The sequence below is a fragment of the Lysinibacillus sp. OF-1 genome (genome assembly GCF_028356935.1).
Classification (GTDB): domain Bacteria; phylum Bacillota; class Bacilli; order Bacillales_A; family Planococcaceae; genus Lysinibacillus; species Lysinibacillus fusiformis_D.
The window spans coordinates 2,330,752-2,351,114 of the sequence record NZ_CP102798.1; the positions used below are offsets into that span (position 1 = coordinate 2,330,752).

Sequence of the window (20,363 nt, forward strand, 5' to 3'; positions counted from 1 at the left end):
TAACTTATACTATGTATCGTACACTATTATTGTTACAACAACAAGCAAATTCAAATACCCTTGTAAGAAATAACATGAAAATGATTTAAAAGAGTGCATAAAAACAATGTTTATATTCTTTGTTAAGAAAACTAAAAAAGCCCAATTTCTCTGAATTGTAGGAGAGAAATTGGGCTTTGACTGCTACACAAAACTTGCCGAATTGTTGCATAAGATAGTCGAGCTTAGTTTAAAATGATCAGTCTTTATATAAAATTATAGAAATGATAGATAAATAGCATACGTGATTCGGATCGTCCTGGCTTCATCTAGTCAATATTAAACATTTTTGTGGAAGTCCATAGTTAGTTCAGTGTGATAGCAAACTCCGAGTTCGGCGCACCAGCAAATACAACCGTTCCATTCTTCGGTAGCTTTACTTTGTTATTGCCGCTTACAACGGTAAAATTCACGCATACGCCCTTCTCATCATAAACCGCAAACGAACTGTTCGATGACAATTCCACGTTCATTGTTTTCCCAGCTATCGCTTGTGGGATCGTAAACCATTTCGCATGTCCTTTTGCTTGCAAAGTTACTTTGGATGACTGCCCTGTATAAAGCGGTTTTACGTTAGTTCCACTTACGTATAAAAATCCGGACATTTCCATATATTCATTCCCGCCTTCCGTATAGAAACGAGTCTCTGTCATATCACGGCCATTCATCACTGGGATTTGAAGCTGATGCGCCGACATGTTTGGACCTATAATTTTTCTGCCCTCCCAATAGCCCGCTAGGTCTTCCTGACGATTAATTTGTTTGGTAAGCAGCATTGGTACGAGATATTGAGCAGAACTATATTTTTCGTTCACAAGATAGAACTTCACGCCCTCCCGTTTCTTCCATGCAGCAGCAGTCTCCTTCGATAGTACATTGTCTTCAAGCTTCTCAGCTAAATATTGAGTCATCGCAACTTGCCCAAAACCTGGTGCTGTTTGATAGGTGCTCTCTTTTAAATAAGTACGTCCGTTCTTCTCAGTGACAAAGTTGAGCTTGGATGTACCCTCCTCATTAATAAAGCTTCCGTCCGCAGTATATACATACTTTTCTTCGGGATTAAGGGATAAGAACAGTTTTCCGTTCTTCATAATTTCAAGTTTGAAATGACTGAAACTATTCCCGTAAAAGCCTGCTTTCTCTACTAGATCTTGAGGCATCTGAGTCGTTACTGGCTTGCCAAAGGATTTGTTTGGCTTAATATCCTTAATTGTGCCCTTCTCTTTAAGTGCAGCAAGCAGTAAGTCAGTCGCCATCAGTTGATTTGTAACACTACTACCGCTGGATGACACCACAGCAGCGGCCATCTTCTGTTCTGGTAGAACGACCAGTGTCGCATGTTGTAATATTGTGTCACCGCCCTTAGCCAAACCCTTTATCCCATATTCACTAAATGGATATAGTTTCACACTATCCCATCCAAGACCATAGTTGAAAATATTATCTCCATCCTCTGGCCACATTCCTTTTTTATATTCCTCTTGCTCCATAGCCTTGACTGCCTTCTCAGAGAGAATCTCTTTTCCCAGTCCCATAAACAATTGTGAGAACCTTACCATATCTTCTGCTGTCGAAGAAATCCCTCCCGAACCAATCAAATTCACTGATTCAATAGGAAGTTGCCCTTGATAGGATGGAAAATAAAGTCCAGCCCGTATATCGTCTGCCCATTTATCCTGCGGTGTTTTCGTATTATTAAGCTCTAGGGGCTCTGTAAAACGTTGATGTAGAAATTCGGTGAAGCTCATACCGCTAACTCTTTCCACCAAAATCTCGGCCAGCGTATAGCCGTCATTACAGTATACTGAGAACGCGCCAGGGTCTGCCTTTAAGCTCTGGTTTGACAACTGCTGTAACAAGGTATCATGGACATAGGTATCATTATCTTTAAATAAAATTGCATTACTATACACAGTTCCTTGTAAGCCGGAGGAATGGTTCAACAGCATACGCGGTGTAATGCGTTTGTATCGTTCATCCTCCATCTTAAAATCAGGAAGATAGTTAACAACAGGAGTATCTAAATCGACTTTTCCTTCATCGACCAATTTCATCATAGCCGCTGCTGTATACACTTTACTGACCGATCCAATTCCATATTGAGTATCTTTGGTTAGAGACTGTTCCCCTTTTAAATTGTCCTTGCCTTTCTGACCCGACAAAATTAGCTTGCCATTATCAATTAACGCATATTGCACGCTAGCCGTCCCATAGGATTCCGTGAGTAACGCAGCCTTCTCTGCTGCAATCTTCTCCAGTTTTTGATTAGCTACAACTTGATTAGCTACAACTGTAGTCTTATTGTTAGAAAACGCCATTGCCCCTGTTGGCAGGAACATCGTTAGCGCTAATGTAGCAGCTAATACCCCAGATAGTTTACTTTTCATAACAGAATTTCCTCCTTAGATAAGCAATTGATTTCATCGCTTACGGTTATTTGGACCAAAGAGTTCTCTTTGTTGTCCTTATTAGCAGTATACTTCAATAAAACCAAATTTAGGAAAAATAAAGTAAACAAAAGGGAAAATTTATAGCAACTGCCTTTCATTTATTAAAGGATGAATAACTGTATTATAGTTAATTTACCAGTACATAACATTTCAGACGTTAGTCTGAAGACAAGTAATGAGATAAATTGTATATTTTATTTATACTTTTTAACTATAAAAGTATTAGGAAAAATCCTAGACAACCATTACGTATAGATAAAAAATACTACTAAAACGTTCAAGTACATTTATTTGTACAAAACTATACGTAATGCGTTTGTTCTATTGGCATCAGAAAAATTATCAATCTGTATAAATTAAAGTCCAATGATTTTCTCATGTCGTTTTAGCTTTATGCAAATATTCAGACCGTTGACTAAATTTATCTGTCAATCATTGATGTTTCTAAATTGGGGCATTGTATTAAACATTTATTAATGAAGGGATATAAAAGTGTGTCGAGGTGATTTCTATGAAAAAGAAAATGCATTTTACAATTTTAAGTAACGATTCAACAGACGGAGATGGCGGTTACGGAGTAGGAACCCTTGATTTAAATAATGTAACGTCGATTATTATAGATTGTGAAAAAGAACAGGTGTTTATAGATTTAGAAGCCTTACATGGACGAAGTATAATCGAGAAAAAAGTTCGTTTTTCCTCTGATTTAGCTCATGCTAGTGACGATTATTATCGTTATTGGATAGTTTGGGTAGCTATTCAAATTTCTCAAAATGGTCCTTATTATGCGGGATGTACTGCAAGTGAAGTACGGGTATCAAAAGAAGTACGACGTATTAAACTTGGCTATAAATCTTTGCCAGAACAAGTAAATTATTTAGATAAGGCACTTAAAGGGAAAGTTCTCTTGAAACATGTAGATAGTAATTCAAAAAAACTACTTTATCAGTTTTTATCTGAATTTAATGAAGACTATTGGAAATACTCACCTGAAGAATTAAAACAACAATTGTCTGGATGGGAGGATTTATAATGGCATTTGTAATTACAGAATTATGTAGAGATGAAAAAGCGGCTGTCTGTTTGGATGTCTGTCCAGTAAATTGCATTGTTATGACAGATACCCAATATGTAATTAATCCTGATATTTGTATTGATTGTGGAGCTTGTGAATTAGTTTGTCCAGTAGAAGCTATTTTTTTTGAAGATGAATTGCCTGCTGAATATGATTCAGCAACCCTGCTAGCTCTCAATCATTTTCGAAACTAAAATGGATTAGGATTTTATACTTCATATCATAATAGTGCCGTTTGCCCAAAACACCCTCCAGATTTTTTCCCCTTTACAATATTATGCTAAGCAATTTCCTATCTAAAAAAGGTCGAATTCCTAGACAATAAGAAATCGACTTTTTTATATGGCTATTTACAATACCTGCAAACTAATTGTGGTTCGCTTATTAGGTACAACAATAAGGAAAAATATTAAAAAATGCTGGTTTCCTTTTACCCATCTTAACGCTAGGGTTCAAAACCCTTCTGGCTAATGAAAAGTTCTTCTTCCGAAAAATACTGCCTCATTCGTTTATAAACCATTTGATAGACGGATGGATGATACCATTCTTCCATTTCCAGTTTTCTATATAACGCCTGTAAGTCCATCTTGTGTGTGCGTTTACCACCGCGTCCGTCCCCCATAAAATAATCGTCAATACATACTCGGTTAACCAAGGGACGCAATATTTCTGCAAATCGCTCAGTACTTGGTAGTAAGGGTGCGATGGCAACCTGTGCAGGAATACCAAATTCAGCAAGCTGTTGGAGTGTTTTAAGCCTTGCTGAAATAGGTGGAGCATAGGGCGTAAAATGCTTGCGAATATCTTCCCTATCCGTCTCTATGGTCATACTTACCCGTACTTTATCTTTTAAAAGTTGCAGTAAATCGATATCTCGACTTACAAGTGGGCTTCTAGTCTGTACTAATAGGAAGTCAGGGGGATCTTCTACCATAACTTCAAGTAAAGATCGCGTCACTTTTTCCTTATGCTCTATTGGTTGATACGGATCTGTACTTGATGACATAAAAATGGTTACATTCCCTTTTGCTTTGGCCCGATGGAGTTCCTTTTGTAATACATGCGCAGCTCCGTTTTTAACATCGACCCAATGCCCCCACTCACCTTCCCTGAAAAGAGATACAGGCATTTCGCGAACATAACAATAGGAACAGCCAAATGAACAGCCTGTATAGGGATTTAGTGAATGCGTATAGCCAGACAGAAAGCCAGTTCCTTTATTTAGAATGGTTTTCGGATTTTTATAGAATATTTCATGTTTCATAATGGCCCCCATTCATTGTACAGCAATAATTATTCATTATTTGATGAAGCTCGCTTTTCAAGATCCAGGAGCAATGTCTTCATTTCTAATCCACCCCGATAGCCAGTTAAAAAGCCATTCTTCCCTGTTACGCGATGGCACGGTACCGTAAGTAATACTGGATTAGCCCCAATAGCCGCTCCTACAGCACGAACAGCAGCTGGTTTATTTATAGCATTGGCAATATCGGAATAGGATTTCGTCTGCCCATAAGGAATTTCACAAAGTGCATCCCAGACGGCTTGCTGAAATGGCGTACCTACGTACTCAAATGGAACAGTAAAGGTTTTCCGTTTTCCTTCTAGATACTGAGTAATTTCAACAACATAAGGTGCAAGCATTTCATCATTTTCCACAAGAGTACTTCCTGGAAAGCGTTTTTTTGCCCATTCGACTAATTCCTCGAATGGTTTGTTCTGTGAACCTACAAAGACAAGCCCCTTTGAAGTTGACGCAATATATAATTGCCAATCCTTAAACTTTAGTAAAGACCAATATAGACTTGAATTATTCTTTGTTTCCATTGTACTTCTCCTCCACTTTACTCATTTGACGAAATTGTGCTGGCGTCTGTCCCGTTTTCTTTTTAAATAAAGTAATAAAATAAGGCGTATTAGCCATCCCCACACATAAAGCAATATCTCCAATCGCTTTATTTGACTGAATCAAATACTTTTTAGCTACGTGTACTCTAACTTCCTGTATATATTCAACTGGCGTCATGCCTTTGATCTTTTTAAATGTTCGATGCATATGATACGGACTTCCATGACAAATATTTGCTAACGATTCTAGCGTTAATTTTTCTGTGAAATTTTTATCAATGTATTCCGTAATTACATCCACCCACTCGCTATCAGGCAGATTTTCATTAGTGGGCTTGCAACGTTTACAAGGGCGAAAATTTGCTTGGAGGGCTTGTTCTGCGTTTGAAAAAATGCATACATTTTCTTTTTTCGGAACGCGAGATTTACAGGATGGTTTACAAAATATCCCTGTCGACCTTACAGCGTAGAAAAATTGGTTATTGTACGCTGCATCATTATTTATAATGGCTTGCCACTTTTCCTCTGTTATCATTTCTACTTCATTTATCATTCTAGGATGATGGCTCTCTCGATGTCCGTTATCGATACTATCCGACATTTATCTCACCTCTCCTTACAATATACTCTCTATAAATTCAGAATGGACAATTCTAGGAATAGAATAGCAAGATATTGAAGTTTAATTTTTACTTAGAATCGTGAAAAATGATTCCAAGTCCGTAGCGTTCTCCAGCAGTAACTGTGCTTACTCCGTGACGAACCCTATTTTTGTAATATCCTTTTTTACCTAAAACAGGTCGATGGTGAGTAGGAAAGATTAGCGCACTGCCTTGCTCTAAAGTAATGACATGCCCTCTACTCTGAGCACGCGGAATTTGTTCCACTAATAGAGATTCACCACCACAAAAGTCTTGATCTCGTTGATTTAATAAAAATACTACTTGAAACGGGAAAAATATATCACCATATAAATCTTGATGTAAACAATTAAATCCGCCTGTTTCATACTTTAATAGTAAAGGTGTTGGTCTCGTTTGATTATACTCTTCACAGGTGTTCAAAAAATCTTGAAGTTGTTCTGGATACTGTTCTGTCTTCTTTAAATAGCTCAGCCACCGATTAGCTGTTTTTGCTAATGCCAAATAAAAAGCCTCTCTTAAATGTTGGATGATGTCAGGTAATGGATAAGAAAAATATTTGTACTCCCCATTCCCAAAGCGATATCTCGTCATATTGATTGTCGTTCTGTATGACTCTTCCACACCATACATGTCTATGAAGAATTCACACTCCTCCTTTGTTAAAATCACAGGAAGCTTTGCAAATCCTTGCTCATCTAATTCATGTTGAATGGTCTCCCAATCTAAGCTCTCAACACGTGTTTTTATATGTTGGACCATTTTTATACCCTCCTTTACATTCCTGATAACTAACACTATAACCTCATAAATAGAAAAAAATAAGGAGTTGAGAATGTAAGAGCAAGATAACAAAATCAGTAAAGGCTATGATGTGATTGTTATTACATTACCTACAATTTTCGATATGATTGCAAACCTAGGCGATCTAACAAGGGGGGAAATTTGGACCTTAGTATAGGTAAGCGTAATAAATAATAAAACATCACTGAATCTCTTCTTTAAAAAATACGGAAAAGCATAGATATCTTTATGCACTTTTCTTCAATAAGCAAGAGATGTATTGACAGTATTTTCTATTATATATATATATTTAGGTTGAATAGATTAATCATCAAAAAATGGAGGGATTTTTTTGAGAAAAACATTGATTTATTTTCTAGGATTCGTTTTGTTTTTATCTTTCTTTGGTTCTGAAGTAAAAGCTACGGAAAGGGTTGATAGTAAAACATTAGAGATAATAGATGGAACAACACTTAACTCAAAGGAATTGGAAGACCTACTTAACTCAAATAAAGAGTTTACTGTTGAATTATCAGACCAACAGGTAGCTGAGCAATATGCAAAAATAAAAAGCGTTACAATTCAAGAAGCTTACTCTAAATTAGCTGAATATAACAAACTTGATACCTTTTCTCCCAAGGCAGAGTCCTGTTCATGGTTTGGAACAAATACGGAAATCCCGATTTTCGGAAAAACTTACAGACCCCTCTTACAAGTATATGTACAGATATGTAGCTCAGGCGGCACACCAAAATATATTAATACAAACCAAGCACCGCTTTTACAAGAATTTGTAGCTAATCCAATCTCTTTTTCAGGCACAATCAAAGTGGAACTTCATAATGGACATTTCTTATTCCTAATCAATGGAAATTTTTATAATTCAACTTCAACCACTCATACTGGTACAATAGGAGTTGGAAACATTTTCACTGCATCCTACTCTGTTGCTTCTTCAAGTAGTTTTTATGCATCATTAACAACAGGTCTAACAAAACGTGATGTTTTAGGTTATTAACCCATTTTTTTCCATTATAGGAGGCTGGTCCATGAAAAAAATACTTTCTATTATTATGCTAGCTACTCTTTTGATAATAGTCGGCTGTGATACTAACATATCAAATAACCAAATGTATAATGGGAATGATTTAAAAGTCGGGATTATCGGTCCATTTCCTGATTTTAGTGAGGAAAAAGTTGTCTTTGAAAAAATAACTTTTGATGATTTGAAAGGAAACACACAAAAAGTTTCAGACGACTTAGACGCTGTAATTATAACTAAAGAATTTCTTTCAGAAGCAGATGATGACCAATACGTTACTGTTTATAATGAATTAGAAATTCCGACGTTCTTTATGCAATCAACTAAGGCTCACATTCCTTTTGTCAATGAGGGAGTGGATTATGATACATTTATTGACATCCAACCCTTGAGTTATGCAACTGGTTATTTAAATACCTCAACTGATAAAGAAATCAAGTATGAAACTTGGAGGTATGAGCTTATCGATCATAAAGAGAACAATTCAAACATACAAGAGTTGTATTCAAGAATTTTTAAAACGATTGATTCACTTAAATAGAAAATGTATTCAAAATCATGGTGACATCCAATATCTGCATTCTATATAAATATACGATGCATATAAAGAATTGGTCTTATAATATCCATGTCTAGGATACAATAAAAAGAGATTAAGGAACCTGAAGCTGGTTGGTGCTGCGCCCCGATTGTTAGACACATACTAACAATTGGAGGTGCTGTTTTTCTATGGGAAAATTTAAGCAGCAAAGAAAGAGAAATCGAGAAGTCAACAAATGTAGATCATAAACCCCTTTATTCATAATTTTTTACTTTCAACATGAATATCCACGCTAGGGTTCGTAACTTTTTTCGCTATTGAAAAGTTCATCTTCCGAAAAATACTGTCACATTCGTTTATAAACCATTTGATAGATGGTTGGTACCTTTCCCCATATCGATATCTCGTCATATTAACACTATAACCTGATAAATAAATAGAAAAAAATAAGGAGTTGAGAATATAAGAGCAAGATAACAAAATTAGTAAGGGCTATGATGTGATAAAGTAAAATTACTCTTAATAGGACGAGGAGAATGAAAAGTGACATGGTATGAAGTCAATGATGATATTGTTATTACATTACCTACAATTTTCGACATGAATGCTAACCTAGGTTATTTAACAAGGGAAAAAAATGAATGCATGTACGAAATAGAGAACAATATTATGACAAAAGTTATAACAATTGGGAAAATTCAATCCTTAGTACAAATAAGCATAATCAATAATAAACAAATGGTGATTCAATTCCTAAATGATTCTAAACCTATTGAAAAGTGGAAGCGGCAAGAAATTGTAACATATATTCATGAATGGTTTGATCTCGATAATGATTTAACGTCATTTTATGAAATGGCAAAAGCAGACCCATTACTTAAAATACCTGTCCAAAAATTTTATGGATTACGAGTAATCGGCATTCCCGACTTATTTGAAGCTTTATGCTGGGGAGTTTTAGGCCAACAAATTAACTTAGCCTTCGCGTACACCTTAAAGAGGCAATTTGTAGAAAAATTTGGCGATTTCATTGAATGGAATGGTAAAAAATATTGGGTGTTCCCTTCATACGAACGAATTGCACAATTAACCCCTGCTGACCTAGCAAATATTAAAATGACGGTGAAAAAAAGTGAATATATCATTGGCATTGCGAAATTAATGGCAAGTGGAGAATTATCGAGGGAAAAATTAATGGAAATGGACTTTAAAGATGCTGAAAAAAGCTTAATGAAAATACGAGGAATCGGCCCTTGGACAGCCAATTATGTTTTAATGCGCTGCCTGAGGTTCCAAACAGCCTTTCCAATCGATGATGTAGGACTTATTAATTCGATAAAACTATTACAAAATATGAATCGAAAGCCGACAAAAGATGAAATCATGCAATTATTGATACCTTGGAAAAACTGGGAATCCTACGCAACCTTTTATTTATGGCGTGTCCTTTACTAAATAAGTTTAAGATGAGAACAATTATAAAGAGCATGCTTTGAAACAAATGAATCAAAACATGCTCTTTTCAACTATTCTTTGCGAGCTTTCATCTAATCACAGGCTCTATTATAAATGTAAATCTATCCTACAATTCATCAATAATATCAATGTGTTACTATGGTAAACTCTCCACGATTTCCTCGTTGGAAGCCCCATCATGCTTTATGAAAAGTTTTCTTGTAAATGCACTAACTGCTAAACTCACTACAATATTAACGCCTAATGCAAGGAACCCAATGTTGATATCTTGTATAAATGTTGGCCAATTCGGGAAAAGGGTACTTAGATTTGCGCCTGTAGCGGCTTGCCAACCTACAATCATAACGCCAACAATTATCCCAGCGAACACACCTTGTAACGACAGTGGATTTTTTTTCATGAAACTACAAACAACAGCAGGTGCAAATTGTGTAACTAATCCATATCCCATTAAGAATAATAGAGTTATAGCACCACCACCACTAAAAGTAAAATAAAGGGCAATTAGGGCAACCAATGGAACCGTATAACGAGCAATAATACCAATTTGTCGATCCGTAATTTGAGGACGAAACGGCTTTATTATATTTTTTGCAAAAAGTGTAGCTGCAGACATCAAAATTAATGAGCCTGGAACAATTGCCGTTAACAGCCCTGCTGCTCCAATAAAGCCTACTATTACTGGGCTAAACGTTTGTGTGGAAATTTTGAATAATGCTAAATCAACATCGCCTCCCGATAAATTCGGGACTTGTAGAATAGCTGCTGCTCCGGTAAATAGGACAAATAATATAAATAATGCATAGATAGGTAGAATAATCGCATTTCTTCTTAGGGCATTTCCACTTTTAGCTGAAAAAGTAGCAACAAAGGTGTGGGGCCACATGTAAAATCCTAATGATGTCAGCATCATTGTTGAAACATACCAAGACGCACTTAAACCTGAGTCTGGAAGCGTTAAGAACCCTGGATTTGTGGCTTCAATAGCTTCCCACATTGGTTGAATACCACCATAATAATGAAATGGTAAGTAGATTCCTAGAAATAAAACAACACCAAGTATAAGGAAGTCTTTAATGACTGCTGTCCAAGCTGAGCCATGAATACCTGAAACCATAACATAGACAATCATCGCAATGGTTCCAATCCAAATCGTGATTTTGGAGTCAATGGCTCCATAAGAAGCTTCAGAAACAATAATGCCAAGACCTTTCAATTGAATGATTAAATAAGGAATTAAAGCCGCCAAACCGACTATTGCTACAACCATTCCAAGCGCTTTACTTTTATATGCCTTCTCAAAAAAATCAGATTGAGAAAGTAAATTATGTTTCTTTCCATAGCTCCATATTTTTGGCGTTAACCAGTAAGCAATGACATAGTTCAGCATCATGATGTTGTAGAATGCTGCTCCACCTTTTCCATACATCCAACCACTTATCCCTAAAAATGCACTTGTAGTATAAATTTCTCCGGCCATTAGCAAGAAAATGAAAATAGAGCCAAAACCCCGACCGCCAACACTCCATTGCTCTAGGCTCATATCCTTCCCTCTACTCGCCATAATGCCTAAAATTAATGCAATTCCTAAAAACACAGCAATAATACCAATAGATATTGTCATGTTACTCCACCTCTGCTTTTACGTCTGGATTTAAGCGATGTACTAAAAGCATGATACCTGTCCCTAATAAAATCCAAAGAACCATCCAAAATAACAAAAGCGGAAGTCCCAAGATATAAGGTTCGGTACTTTTAATAAAGGGAACTCCCAAAGGCATTCCAAAGTATGCAATGAATGATAGTAAATAACAAAGTCTTTTTCGAGTCATTTTATCTATCTCCTTCTTTTATAAGATGGCCTATTGTTTTATTAATTGGGCAAATCCATTATCAATAAACAAGCTTTTGACATCCCTTTTGTCAGCCGCAAATACGATTTGATGTTCATTATTTAGAAAATCAATGGTGTATTGTACAGTGGAAGCTACACCTAGCTTGAGAGCATCTTCATCTAGATCGAAGAAATCATTATGATGCTCTGCCCCAACCCCTTTTTCAAGATTTTTTATTCCAACGAAGGCAAATACACCTGGAAAGTATTTTTCATAAAACGCAAAGGATTCTGAGCCCATCCATGCTGGTGAAGAATATAACGTATTTACACCTAATGCCTTTTCTACAGCAAGTGATGCTATGTGTGCGCAATCGTTTTGGTTGTAAACAAATAAATCCGATTCAATGGGCTCTGTAATAAATTCATATGTGCAACGATGTAGGTCGCAAACTTTTTCTAGGATTCGTTTAAATTCGCTTGCAGCATGTGAACCTTGATCATCATCTAAATATCTGGCAGTTCCTGAGAATTGTAAGCTTTCTGGAATGATATTTACGGCAGAACCGGAATGAATCATGCCAATAGAATAGGTAATGGTTTTAAAAGGATCTAAAGTATTTATTCTCATAGCTTTTAAATTGCTGTAAAAATCTGTAAAGCAATCTAATGGAGCCACCGATAAATCTGGTCTGGAGCCATGTCCACTTTTTCCTTTCAATAGCACATTAAAACTAAAGGAAGCAGCCATTCTTGGTCCTGGTTCAACAGATATTTTCCCTGTTGGAATATCAGATTTTAAATGGATGCCCCAAATGCCGTCAGCCCCTAATTCATATAAGCGTGTTAAAAGATTGTAAATGCCTCCGCCCATTTCTTCTCCTTGCTCAAAAGCAAGAAGTACTTTTCCTTTTACCTTATCTTTATGTTGAACCAAAATCTTCGCTGCCCCTAGAAGCATTGCTGTATGTCCATCATGACCACAAGTATGAGCAGCTTGACTAGTACTAGAAACGACTATTTTTTTCATTTTTAAATTATTTTCGTTTTCTTTCATCGGAAGTGCGTCTAAATCAGCTCTAAGTATCAATGTTTTCCCTGGTTGTTCCCCATGAATAAATCCAATAATTCCACCATTCGGGACGATCTCGTAATCAATGCCCATTTTAGTTAATTCCTCTGTAACTACTTTAATAGTCCGTATTTCCTGTAACCCAATCTCCGGATGCTTGTGAAGATCTCTTCTTATATTAATGACATAGCCTTCGATTTCTTCTGCAGCCTTTAAAGCATTAAGTTCAAACTCGATTGTTGTCATTTTATACACCCCTATTTTAATGGATTATTCTATTCCAAATCCTGAAATTCAACAGCAATCCGTTCAAGTGCTTGCTTTATAAGTGGTCTTGGCGAAGGGACACAAATTCTTTGAAAACCTTCCCCTTCTTTTCCGAACATCCATCCATCTTCTAGAAGAACATTCGCTTTATTATAGATACGATGATGAATCTCTCGATCGGAAAGACCATATCCATTAAAGTCCATCCACATCACATATGTGCCGTCTGGAATTCTTACTTTAACTGTAGGCATGTTTTCAGCTAAAAAGCTTTTTACAAACTCCATTGTGCCGTCAATATATTGCGTAATTTGTTCCAACCATTCATCTCCCTCGTTATAGACGGCTATAAGAGCTGCAATGGTAAACGGTGACGGTAACTGCATCCCCATTATGTCATTAAAGGTTTTTCTGCGTTCGGGGTTGGAAATGATGACATTTGTACAATGAAGACCCGCAACATTAAATGTTTTGTTAATGGCTGTACAAGTGACAATATGATCAGTATTTTCTACAACCTTACAGATTGGTGTAAATCTTTTATTTTTCCTAATTAAGTCACCGTGGATTTCATCTGCCACAATGATTACATTATGTTCCTCGCAAATTTTTGAAAGCCTTTTCAATTCTTTATTGGTGAATATATTTCCAGTTGGATTATGTGGATTACAAAGAATAAACATGGTTGTGTTTTTATCCTTTGCTTTCTCTTCAAAATCTACGAAATCAATTGAAAAAGATCCATCTGATTCACATTTCATTGCGTTATTTTGAACAATTCTACCATTACGCTCTATCGCAGTAGTGAACGGTGGATAAACTGGCCGTTGTATAATGATTCCTTCTCCAGGCTTAGTAAATGCTTGTACAGCTATATTCAAAGCATGAACCGTTCCAGGACTATATACGATTTCCTCTCTTTTGATCACCCAATCATGCCTTTTTTTAAACCAATGCTGAATGGATTCAAAGTACTCATTCGGAAAAATAGAATACCCAAAGATTCGATGATCAACCGTTTGATGAAGTGCATCTATCAAAGGCTGCATGACGGGTAAATCCATATCAGCTGTAAATAATGGAATTGTTTCATAATCATATCTTTCTGTATAACCGATGTCTTTAATTAATTCTTCCCCGTCCCACTTTAACGAATAAGTACGACGTCGACTAATCATTTCATCAAAATCATATATCATTCTTTCTCTCATCCCCTTCCTCATCATTGCTCGAAAATACGTTTTTTCCGTACTTGAGCAATTATTTTCATCAGTTTAGCACCTTAACTGTAAAATCGTCAATAAGAAAATAGAATTTTCCGAAAATTAAAATTGGGATGTTTGATCCCCTTCACAAAAATTGATTGGTTGTTGAAGCTTCATGATTAATTGAAGGAAATTATTTATGAATATGTTAAAATAAAGGGATGTTTGTTTACTAAGGGGGAATGATCTGTGGAGAAAGAAGAAATCTTTTATGAGCTAATGGAGACACTTTTTGAAACATCTCGATCCATTAGTACCTATGAAAGTATCCCGAGAAAGTACGGTACGGAAGATGAACTATATATGATAGAGGCTCACACACTCAATTTAATAGGTGATAAAATCAAAACAAATACTACTGAAATTGCAGAAATCACACACCGTACAAAAAGTGCAGTTTCTCAAATGATGGATAAATTAATAAAAAAAGAATTAGCATTTAAATATAGAAATCCTGACAATTATCGAGAATTAACGATTGAATTGACACCAAAAGGTCAACTGGTATATGAATATCATAAAAAACTCGATAAAGAAGAGTTTGGCAATTACTTAAAGGATTTAGAAAGATTCACCATTGAAGATTTTCAGAAAATCATTACACTTCTTAACCTAATTAATGAGCGAACAAAAAGTACACTTCATGAAAAAGCCTAAACCTTTTGTTGCCAAGGTTTGATCAAATTGATACTTTAAAAAAGGAAAAGAGCGTGTTTTGGAAAAAAGATTGATTCAAACACGCTCTAGCTATTCACCACAGCTAGAGCGTCTCATCCAATTTCTGAATTTTGGAGTGGGAAATTAAATAGACATAGCCTAAAATGTCGATGTTGCCTCTCTTTACACGTACAGCGCAATCTTTGTTCGACGTATAAATATCTATTTCTTTCGATAAAGTTTATTTTCAAGATCAAAATGCGACAGGACGGAAAAATTGTCAAGACCGATCCCTTCGTATAAAAAGCTTTTTTCAACTGGATAACCAAAGTTTTTCGAGCATAACCATTTAGCGGACATATTGATTGCTCCTGCGCTTGCCCCCATTACAACAGCTGTGCTTTTTTTAATCAAATCCGTCAATTCAGAGTCTATCAAAAACTCATTCTGTTTAAGAGTATCTCCACCTAACAAGAAAATAGCTGACGCATTTTGAAGTATGGTTTGGGCATCTTCCTTCTGTACATGATAATTAATTAAATGATAGTCATCGAACATAATACCTGATAGATGTCTATGATTTCATTTTTAAATATAAAATTCAGTTTTTCAGCCTCTTCCAGAAACAGTTGAATCCATTGCTCATCGTACAAACTGACTACTAGTTTTCGTAAAGTATTTCCTCCTAATCATTTCATTAACAAAGCTTTATCTATAATGTTCGTTTTTTACGCAAAAGTAAAAGTGTCCAGCCAGTGGATGATTCGCATTTCACCGTTAAAAACACGAACAATTAATTAATTCTCGAATATTAACATACGTTTTTATTCTCTTTACGGATTTTCACCAATAATTACTACCAACTATATATCTCACTCTACATACCTTATTGATTAAATAGAGTCAACCAAAACAGCATTGTACGTGTTCACGATTTTAAAGGTTAGCTTAAGAATGAGTTTTTAAAAAGTGTATAAATGGTTGTTCGATTAGATCGGATTTCCGCGAGCAAATATATAAACTTTGCTGAATATCTGCTTGCTGAACAGACACTTTCTCTTTATTATTTTACTGGTATTGTTAATTGGGGAATTGCTATTCCTGTTTCAATTGGCTCTATTGTTGGCTCTTTCTTAGGCTTAAAGATTATTCCGTACATCCAAACAAGATGGGTTCAAATTATATTACCAATCATTTTTTTGTTCTTAATTGGTCAGGTCGTTTCGGATTTAATAAAATAAATCACCCTTACTACTAAGATACCAAGTGATAACAACATACAGTTTAATAATTTAATATGATTTTAAAAAGGGTATTTTAAGAAGCGATTGCTCTTATTGAACAATCGCCTCTTCCCCTTACCTGTATGTATTGGAAAAATGAAACACTATAATGAATCATCCATTTATCTTGTTTTATTGCCTCAGCAATTTTTTTGATTAATTCTTCAAGTTCTGCTGATTGATATTCGACATTGGCTTCACTCACCATATTTAAAAATTGTCTATGAAAGCTCGGTGGTGTCAAGGTTATTCCCCAATAGGCGAGACTTTTAAACGGTCTATTTGTGTTGTGGGCGAATGTTTCAACGTGATGTATTTTTTTACTAAAAACCTTAGAAAGTTATACACGAAATGATTCCAAACTCGTGAATGTATGGCATGGTATCACTCCACCCATTTCTATAATAATTTCCTTTATGACCCGCTAATGATTACGTTTCTTGCAAGAGGATCTTTGCAAGACGAAAAATACCTTCCTCAATTGCTAACTCATCCATTTTAGCAAATCCGAGTACCCATCCTTTTCGATTATTTTCTAAACAATACTTACTAAGTGGATAAACACGTATCCCCTTTTCGAGTGCTAGGTTCGTCATTGCTTCTTCATCAAACGATTCTTCCGCTTCAAGAAGCATATGCAAGCCCGTTTCAATGCCACTTAGCTTGAAACGTTCCGCTAGTCCTGACGCTATGATTGCCTTCGTCATAGCTTCATGTCTACGTCGATAGACATTTCTTGCTCTCCTCATGTGACGCATAAAATGACCGTGCTCAATAAAATGAGCAAGTGTTAATTGCTCCATAATTGGGAGATGTCGATAAGTTAATTGTTGTACTTGCGCAAGTTGGCGAATGGCATCTTTTGGACCAATGACAGCCGAAATTCGTATGCCAGGAGCAACCATTTTAGAAAAACTCATCATATATAATGTGTTTTGGGGTTGTTGGCTAAACAAGGTAGGAAGCGGGCCACCCCGATACCTAAATTCACCATCATAATCATCTTCTACAATCCAAAATTGATCTTTCACAGATTTTTGCAGCAATTGTTGTCGGCGTGGCTCAGACATAATGACACCAACTGCACATTGGTGAGAAGGTGTAACAAAAACGAGCTTGGTTTGTGGATGAATAGAATCCACTTGTATTCCGTACTCGTCAACAGGCACAGCAATAACATTCATGCGCCGATATTTCATGGTCATCCAGGCAGCAGGAAATCCAGGATCTTCAACAGAAACTGTTTCTCCTTCCTTTAAAAGAGCTTGGGCAATCAGATCGATGCTATGCTGTGCGCCAGAGGTTAAGATGATTTGGTCAATATCTACATGTACACCTCTTTCAAATGTCAGGTAACGTTGAATCTGTTCACGTAGCGGTGTAAAACCGTAGGCATCGCCATAACCCCAATTGGTCAGGTCTGTTTCTGCTGAAGCCTGTAAAAAAGATTGTCTCCATTTTTTTCGGAAATGCTCGTCCAAATACGGCTCATGGGGGCAAAAATCGATTGCAACGTTTTGATTTGCTTTACCTCTAAACCAACTGTTTAACTCATCAACTGCCGAGTTTAATAAAGGTAATACTGGCGTAGATGGTCCCTGAAGAATGACCTCTTCTGACGAGTTCTTTTTATATCCCCATTCACTTACCCTTGTTCCACCACGCCAATTTGTCACGGTATATCCACGACTAAATAATTCCTCATAAACAATTTGTATAGTTGAGCGTGAAACACCTACTAATAAGGCGAGTTCTCGGGATGGAGGAAGCAACTCCCCTGGTGGCCATTTTCCTGTTGTAATATGATGAATAGCTTGGTCAAGTAACTGCTGCCATATAGGATTTTTATCGTCTCGGTTAACTTTTAACATTCAATTCACTTCCAATTAGAATAAAGATTGTTAAATTAAGTGAAAATTAATAGTTTCGTACAATCAATCATTATTATACTATCAAATCGATAATTTTATAGGAATAGGATGGTTTTAGTATACTTTGCTTCATCTAAACAAATGCTATTATTCTTTTAAATGCTACTTCTGCAGCATGAATCGTTCTATCAATATCATGTATGGAATGTGCAGTCGATATAAATATGCTTTCATATTGAGACGGAGGTAAAAGTATACCCTGTTTAAGCATTTCCCTATAAAAACGACAAAACATCTCGGAATCTATTTTTTGAGCATCATCAAAATCTTGTAAAGGATGATCGATGAATGCGTATCCAATCATTGTCCCAGCTTTTGTTGTTTTAAGGGGAATATTATAGTTATGAGCTACTTTGGATAAGCCTTGAATAAGCCTATTAGATAACCTTTCTATATACTCGTAACTGTCAAGATTTAATTTATTTATTGTCGTATACCCCGCTACCATCGCTATTGGATTACCTGATAAGGTTCCAGCCTGATAAATATTCCCTTCAGGAGCGATTTGATTCATAATCTCTTTTCTTCCACCATATGCGCCAACAGGCATCCCCCCACCAATGATCTTACCTAAACAAGTTAAGTCTGGTTTTATGTTATAAAGCCCCTGAGCAGAATGATAATCTATCCGAAAGCCAGTCATGACCTCATCAAGTATAAATAGCCCACCATATTTTGTAGTGAAAGAGCGTATCGCTTGAAGAAATTCAGGATTAGCTGGTATTCCTCCCATATTGCCTGCAAATGGTTCTACTATAACGGCTGCAATTTGTGAGCCATATTTATCAAATATTTTCTTCAAGACTTCGATATTGTTATAGGGAATGGATATTGTATTTTTAGTTATTTCTAAAGGTACACCTAGACTATCAGGGAGGCCTAATGTAGCAATTCCTGAACCTGCCTTTACTAATAGATAATCACTGTGTCCATGATAGTTTCCATCAAATTTCACAATCATGTTTTTGCCAGTAAAGCCTCTAGCTAGTCTAATGGCGCTCATTGTCGCTTCTGTACCTGAGTTAACCATTCGAATCTTCTCTATGGAAGGAATACGAGTAGTTATTAATTCAGCTAGCTTATTTTCTTGTAAAGTTGGCAATCCAAAACTTGTCCCACTATGAATGGCTTCAAGAAGTGCACCTAAAACCTCCTTATCTGCATGTCCATGAATTAATGGTCCCCAGGAAAGAACATAATCTATATAGCTATTGCCATCAATATCATAGATTTTCGAGCCTTTCCCATGGCTAATAAAAATGGGCTCCATCCCAACTGATTGAAATGCTCTTACTGGGCTGTTTACGCCACCAGGCATAAGCTTTTTTGCTATTTCAAAGGCTTCTATTGATTTCATCGTATTTATTTTAAAAACCGCCTTTCTTATTGAACGATCTTAGCATAACGTATTACGGATTGATAAAAAACATCCAAAAATGCGAATTTTAACAGTCCATAAAGTAGATACACTAAAAAACCACTAACCCTAGATAACTAGGATTAGTAGTGCTTAAAGTGATTTGATTTAACAAGTTCTGAAAACCAGTACTATGTATGTGGGATTTTTTCAATATTGAACATTTCCCCTAGTGCAATTGGATTTTCTTTCGCGGTAATATGTTGCGGAACAATTCGGTAAACTTGAACCGGCCCTCCGAAAACAGCTGATCGATATTTGTCCACATGTTGCTGGGATAAGGGACGATTATAGTAACCAGGTACATATTTATTTATCATTTCTTGCAACATATGTGTCGCTTCATTTAGATCGACGATAGGTTGAGCCTTACCAAAAACCATGACACTCATATAAGCGGTGTCCGTTTTAGCGGGTACTGGATTAGTAATCGTTCCATATTCTTCGCAAACTGTAAAGCAGACCTCTGGATTCTCTTCCATCACTTGATTTCGTCTCCCACCAGTGGCTCCATGGAAATAAAGCACCCCATTTGTCCACACAAAATTAAGTGGGATAACATATGGCAAATGACCGTCAACCATACCTAGATGCCCAATGCGAGCTTGCTGCAAAAATGTATCTATTTTGTTCTTGTCCAACACTTCTCTTACTTTGTAACGTACCTTAACCATGGTTATCACTCCTACTTGTAGTATGATGTGATTTTATCAGCCTTTGGATTGAATAAAAACGTCCATAA

The 20,363-nt window shown here is 36.2% G+C and carries 20 protein-coding genes and 2 pseudogenes; 8 read left to right on the forward strand and 14 right to left on the reverse strand.

From position 1 onward, the window contains the following. Nucleotides 1-344: 344 nt before the first annotated feature. Nucleotides 345-2,426 (reverse strand): serine hydrolase domain-containing protein, encoded by a 2,082-nt coding sequence (locus tag NV349_RS11280; RefSeq protein ID WP_271913489.1) that lies wholly within the window; start codon nt 2,424-2,426, stop codon nt 345-347. 574 nt (nt 2,427-3,000) lie between these two features. Between NV349_RS11280 and NV349_RS11285 the strand changes: the two genes are divergently transcribed. Next, nucleotides 3,001-3,522: a YwhD family protein gene (locus tag NV349_RS11285; protein ID WP_271913491.1), complete on the forward strand. Its 522-nt coding sequence runs from the start codon at nt 3,001-3,003 to the stop codon at nt 3,520-3,522. After that, the gene (locus NV349_RS11290; protein ID WP_036126223.1) at nt 3,522-3,758 is read left to right on the forward strand and encodes a DUF362 domain-containing protein; all 237 of its coding nucleotides are present in this window, start codon (nt 3,522-3,524) and stop codon (nt 3,756-3,758) included. The genes NV349_RS11285 and NV349_RS11290 overlap by 1 nt, the downstream gene beginning before the upstream one ends. 251 nt (nt 3,759-4,009) lie before the next feature. On the opposite strand, the gene NV349_RS11295 is transcribed toward NV349_RS11290, so the two are convergent. The 4 genes from NV349_RS11295 to NV349_RS11310 form a co-directional block, all read right to left on the reverse strand. Continuing rightward, a complete protein-coding gene (locus NV349_RS11295) occupies nt 4,010-4,828 on the reverse strand; it encodes an SPL family radical SAM protein (protein ID WP_271913493.1) in 819 nt (272 codons plus the stop codon). A 29-nt stretch (nt 4,829-4,857) separates the two neighbouring features. Next, on the reverse strand, nt 4,858-5,391 hold the full coding sequence (gene adaB, locus NV349_RS11300; RefSeq protein ID WP_271913495.1) for a methylated-DNA--[protein]-cysteine S-methyltransferase: 534 nt from the start codon (nt 5,389-5,391) through the stop codon (nt 4,858-4,860). Further along, the gene (locus NV349_RS11305) at nt 5,375-6,013 is read right to left on the reverse strand and encodes a bifunctional transcriptional activator/DNA repair enzyme AdaA (protein ID WP_271913498.1); all 639 of its coding nucleotides are present in this window, start codon (nt 6,011-6,013) and stop codon (nt 5,375-5,377) included. Before NV349_RS11305 ends, adaB begins: the two co-directional genes overlap by 17 nt. Nucleotides 6,014-6,101: 88 nt before the next feature. Then, entirely contained in the window at nt 6,102-6,815 is a 714-nt protein-coding gene (locus NV349_RS11310; RefSeq protein WP_271913499.1) for a 2OG-Fe(II) oxygenase, read from the reverse strand. A 94-nt stretch (nt 6,816-6,909) separates the two neighbouring features. On the opposite strand from NV349_RS11310, the pseudogene NV349_RS11315 reads away from it, so the two are divergent. The 4 genes and pseudogenes from NV349_RS11315 to NV349_RS11330 form a co-directional block, all read left to right on the forward strand. After that, a pseudogene (locus NV349_RS11315) lies at nt 6,910-7,011 on the forward strand (hypothetical protein); the annotation flags it as partial. A gap of 177 nt (nt 7,012-7,188) precedes the next feature. Next, nucleotides 7,189-7,854: a hypothetical protein gene (locus NV349_RS11320; RefSeq protein WP_036126212.1), complete on the forward strand. Its 666-nt coding sequence runs from the start codon at nt 7,189-7,191 to the stop codon at nt 7,852-7,854. A 31-nt stretch (nt 7,855-7,885) separates the two neighbouring features. Continuing rightward, nucleotides 7,886-8,419 carry a hypothetical protein gene (locus NV349_RS11325; RefSeq protein WP_036126209.1) on the forward strand — a complete coding sequence of 178 codons (534 nt, stop codon included), beginning with the start codon at nt 7,886-7,888 and terminating at the stop codon, nt 8,417-8,419. A 543-nt stretch (nt 8,420-8,962) separates the two neighbouring features. Beyond that, on the forward strand, nt 8,963-9,874 hold the full coding sequence (locus NV349_RS11330; protein ID WP_271913500.1) for a DNA glycosylase: 912 nt from the start codon (nt 8,963-8,965) through the stop codon (nt 9,872-9,874). A 157-nt stretch (nt 9,875-10,031) separates the two neighbouring features. Here the strand turns inward: NV349_RS11330 and NV349_RS11335 are convergent, their stop codons facing one another. The 4 genes from NV349_RS11335 to NV349_RS11350 are packed head-to-tail and all read right to left on the reverse strand — an operon-like array spanning nt 10,032 to nt 14,267. Beyond that, complete coding sequence (locus NV349_RS11335) at nt 10,032-11,519, reverse strand: sodium:solute symporter family protein (protein WP_036126203.1); 1,488 nt, start codon at nt 11,517-11,519, stop codon at nt 10,032-10,034. 1 nt (nt 11,520) lies between these two features. After that, nucleotides 11,521-11,727 carry a DUF3311 domain-containing protein gene (locus tag NV349_RS11340; RefSeq protein WP_036126201.1) on the reverse strand — a complete coding sequence of 69 codons (207 nt, stop codon included), beginning with the start codon at nt 11,725-11,727 and terminating at the stop codon, nt 11,521-11,523. 30 nt (nt 11,728-11,757) lie between these two features. Then, the gene (locus tag NV349_RS11345) at nt 11,758-13,047 is read right to left on the reverse strand and encodes an amidohydrolase (protein WP_051891715.1); all 1,290 of its coding nucleotides are present in this window, start codon (nt 13,045-13,047) and stop codon (nt 11,758-11,760) included. 29 nt (nt 13,048-13,076) lie between these two features. Further along, nucleotides 13,077-14,267: a MalY/PatB family protein gene (locus NV349_RS11350; RefSeq protein ID WP_271913572.1), complete on the reverse strand. Its 1,191-nt coding sequence runs from the start codon at nt 14,265-14,267 to the stop codon at nt 13,077-13,079. 255 nt (nt 14,268-14,522) lie between these two features. Here NV349_RS11350 and NV349_RS11355 point away from each other — a divergent pair, with 255 nt between their 5' ends. Continuing rightward, nucleotides 14,523-14,990, forward strand: a complete 468-nt coding sequence (locus NV349_RS11355; protein ID WP_036126198.1) for a MarR family transcriptional regulator — start codon at nt 14,523-14,525, stop codon at nt 14,988-14,990. Between the two features lie 103 nt (nt 14,991-15,093). On the opposite strand, the pseudogene NV349_RS11360 reads toward NV349_RS11355, so the two are convergent. Beyond that, nucleotides 15,094-15,557, reverse strand: a pseudogene (locus tag NV349_RS11360) (Type 1 glutamine amidotransferase-like domain-containing protein); the annotation flags it as partial. Nucleotides 15,558-15,967: 410 nt separating this feature from the next. Between NV349_RS11360 and NV349_RS11365 the strand changes: the two are divergent. Further along, nucleotides 15,968-16,231: a sulfite exporter TauE/SafE family protein gene (locus NV349_RS11365; RefSeq protein ID WP_058843549.1), complete on the forward strand. Its 264-nt coding sequence runs from the start codon at nt 15,968-15,970 to the stop codon at nt 16,229-16,231. Between the two features lie 76 nt (nt 16,232-16,307). Here the strand turns inward: NV349_RS11365 and NV349_RS11370 are convergent, their stop codons facing one another. From NV349_RS11370 to NV349_RS11385, 4 genes are all read right to left on the reverse strand, one after another. Then, nucleotides 16,308-16,517 carry a hypothetical protein gene (locus tag NV349_RS11370; RefSeq protein WP_230593923.1) on the reverse strand — a complete coding sequence of 70 codons (210 nt, stop codon included), beginning with the start codon at nt 16,515-16,517 and terminating at the stop codon, nt 16,308-16,310. Between the two features lie 187 nt (nt 16,518-16,704). Further along, complete coding sequence (gene pdxR, locus NV349_RS11375) at nt 16,705-18,144, reverse strand: MocR-like pyridoxine biosynthesis transcription factor PdxR (protein WP_058843548.1); 1,440 nt, start codon at nt 18,142-18,144, stop codon at nt 16,705-16,707. A gap of 133 nt (nt 18,145-18,277) precedes the next feature. Then, nucleotides 18,278-19,570 carry a glutamate-1-semialdehyde 2,1-aminomutase gene (gene hemL, locus NV349_RS11380; RefSeq protein WP_231744984.1) on the reverse strand — a complete coding sequence of 431 codons (1,293 nt, stop codon included), beginning with the start codon at nt 19,568-19,570 and terminating at the stop codon, nt 18,278-18,280. Between the two features lie 182 nt (nt 19,571-19,752). After that, nucleotides 19,753-20,295 carry a pyridoxamine 5'-phosphate oxidase family protein gene (locus NV349_RS11385; protein WP_058843546.1) on the reverse strand — a complete coding sequence of 181 codons (543 nt, stop codon included), beginning with the start codon at nt 20,293-20,295 and terminating at the stop codon, nt 19,753-19,755. Between the last annotated feature and the right edge of the window lie 68 nt (nt 20,296-20,363).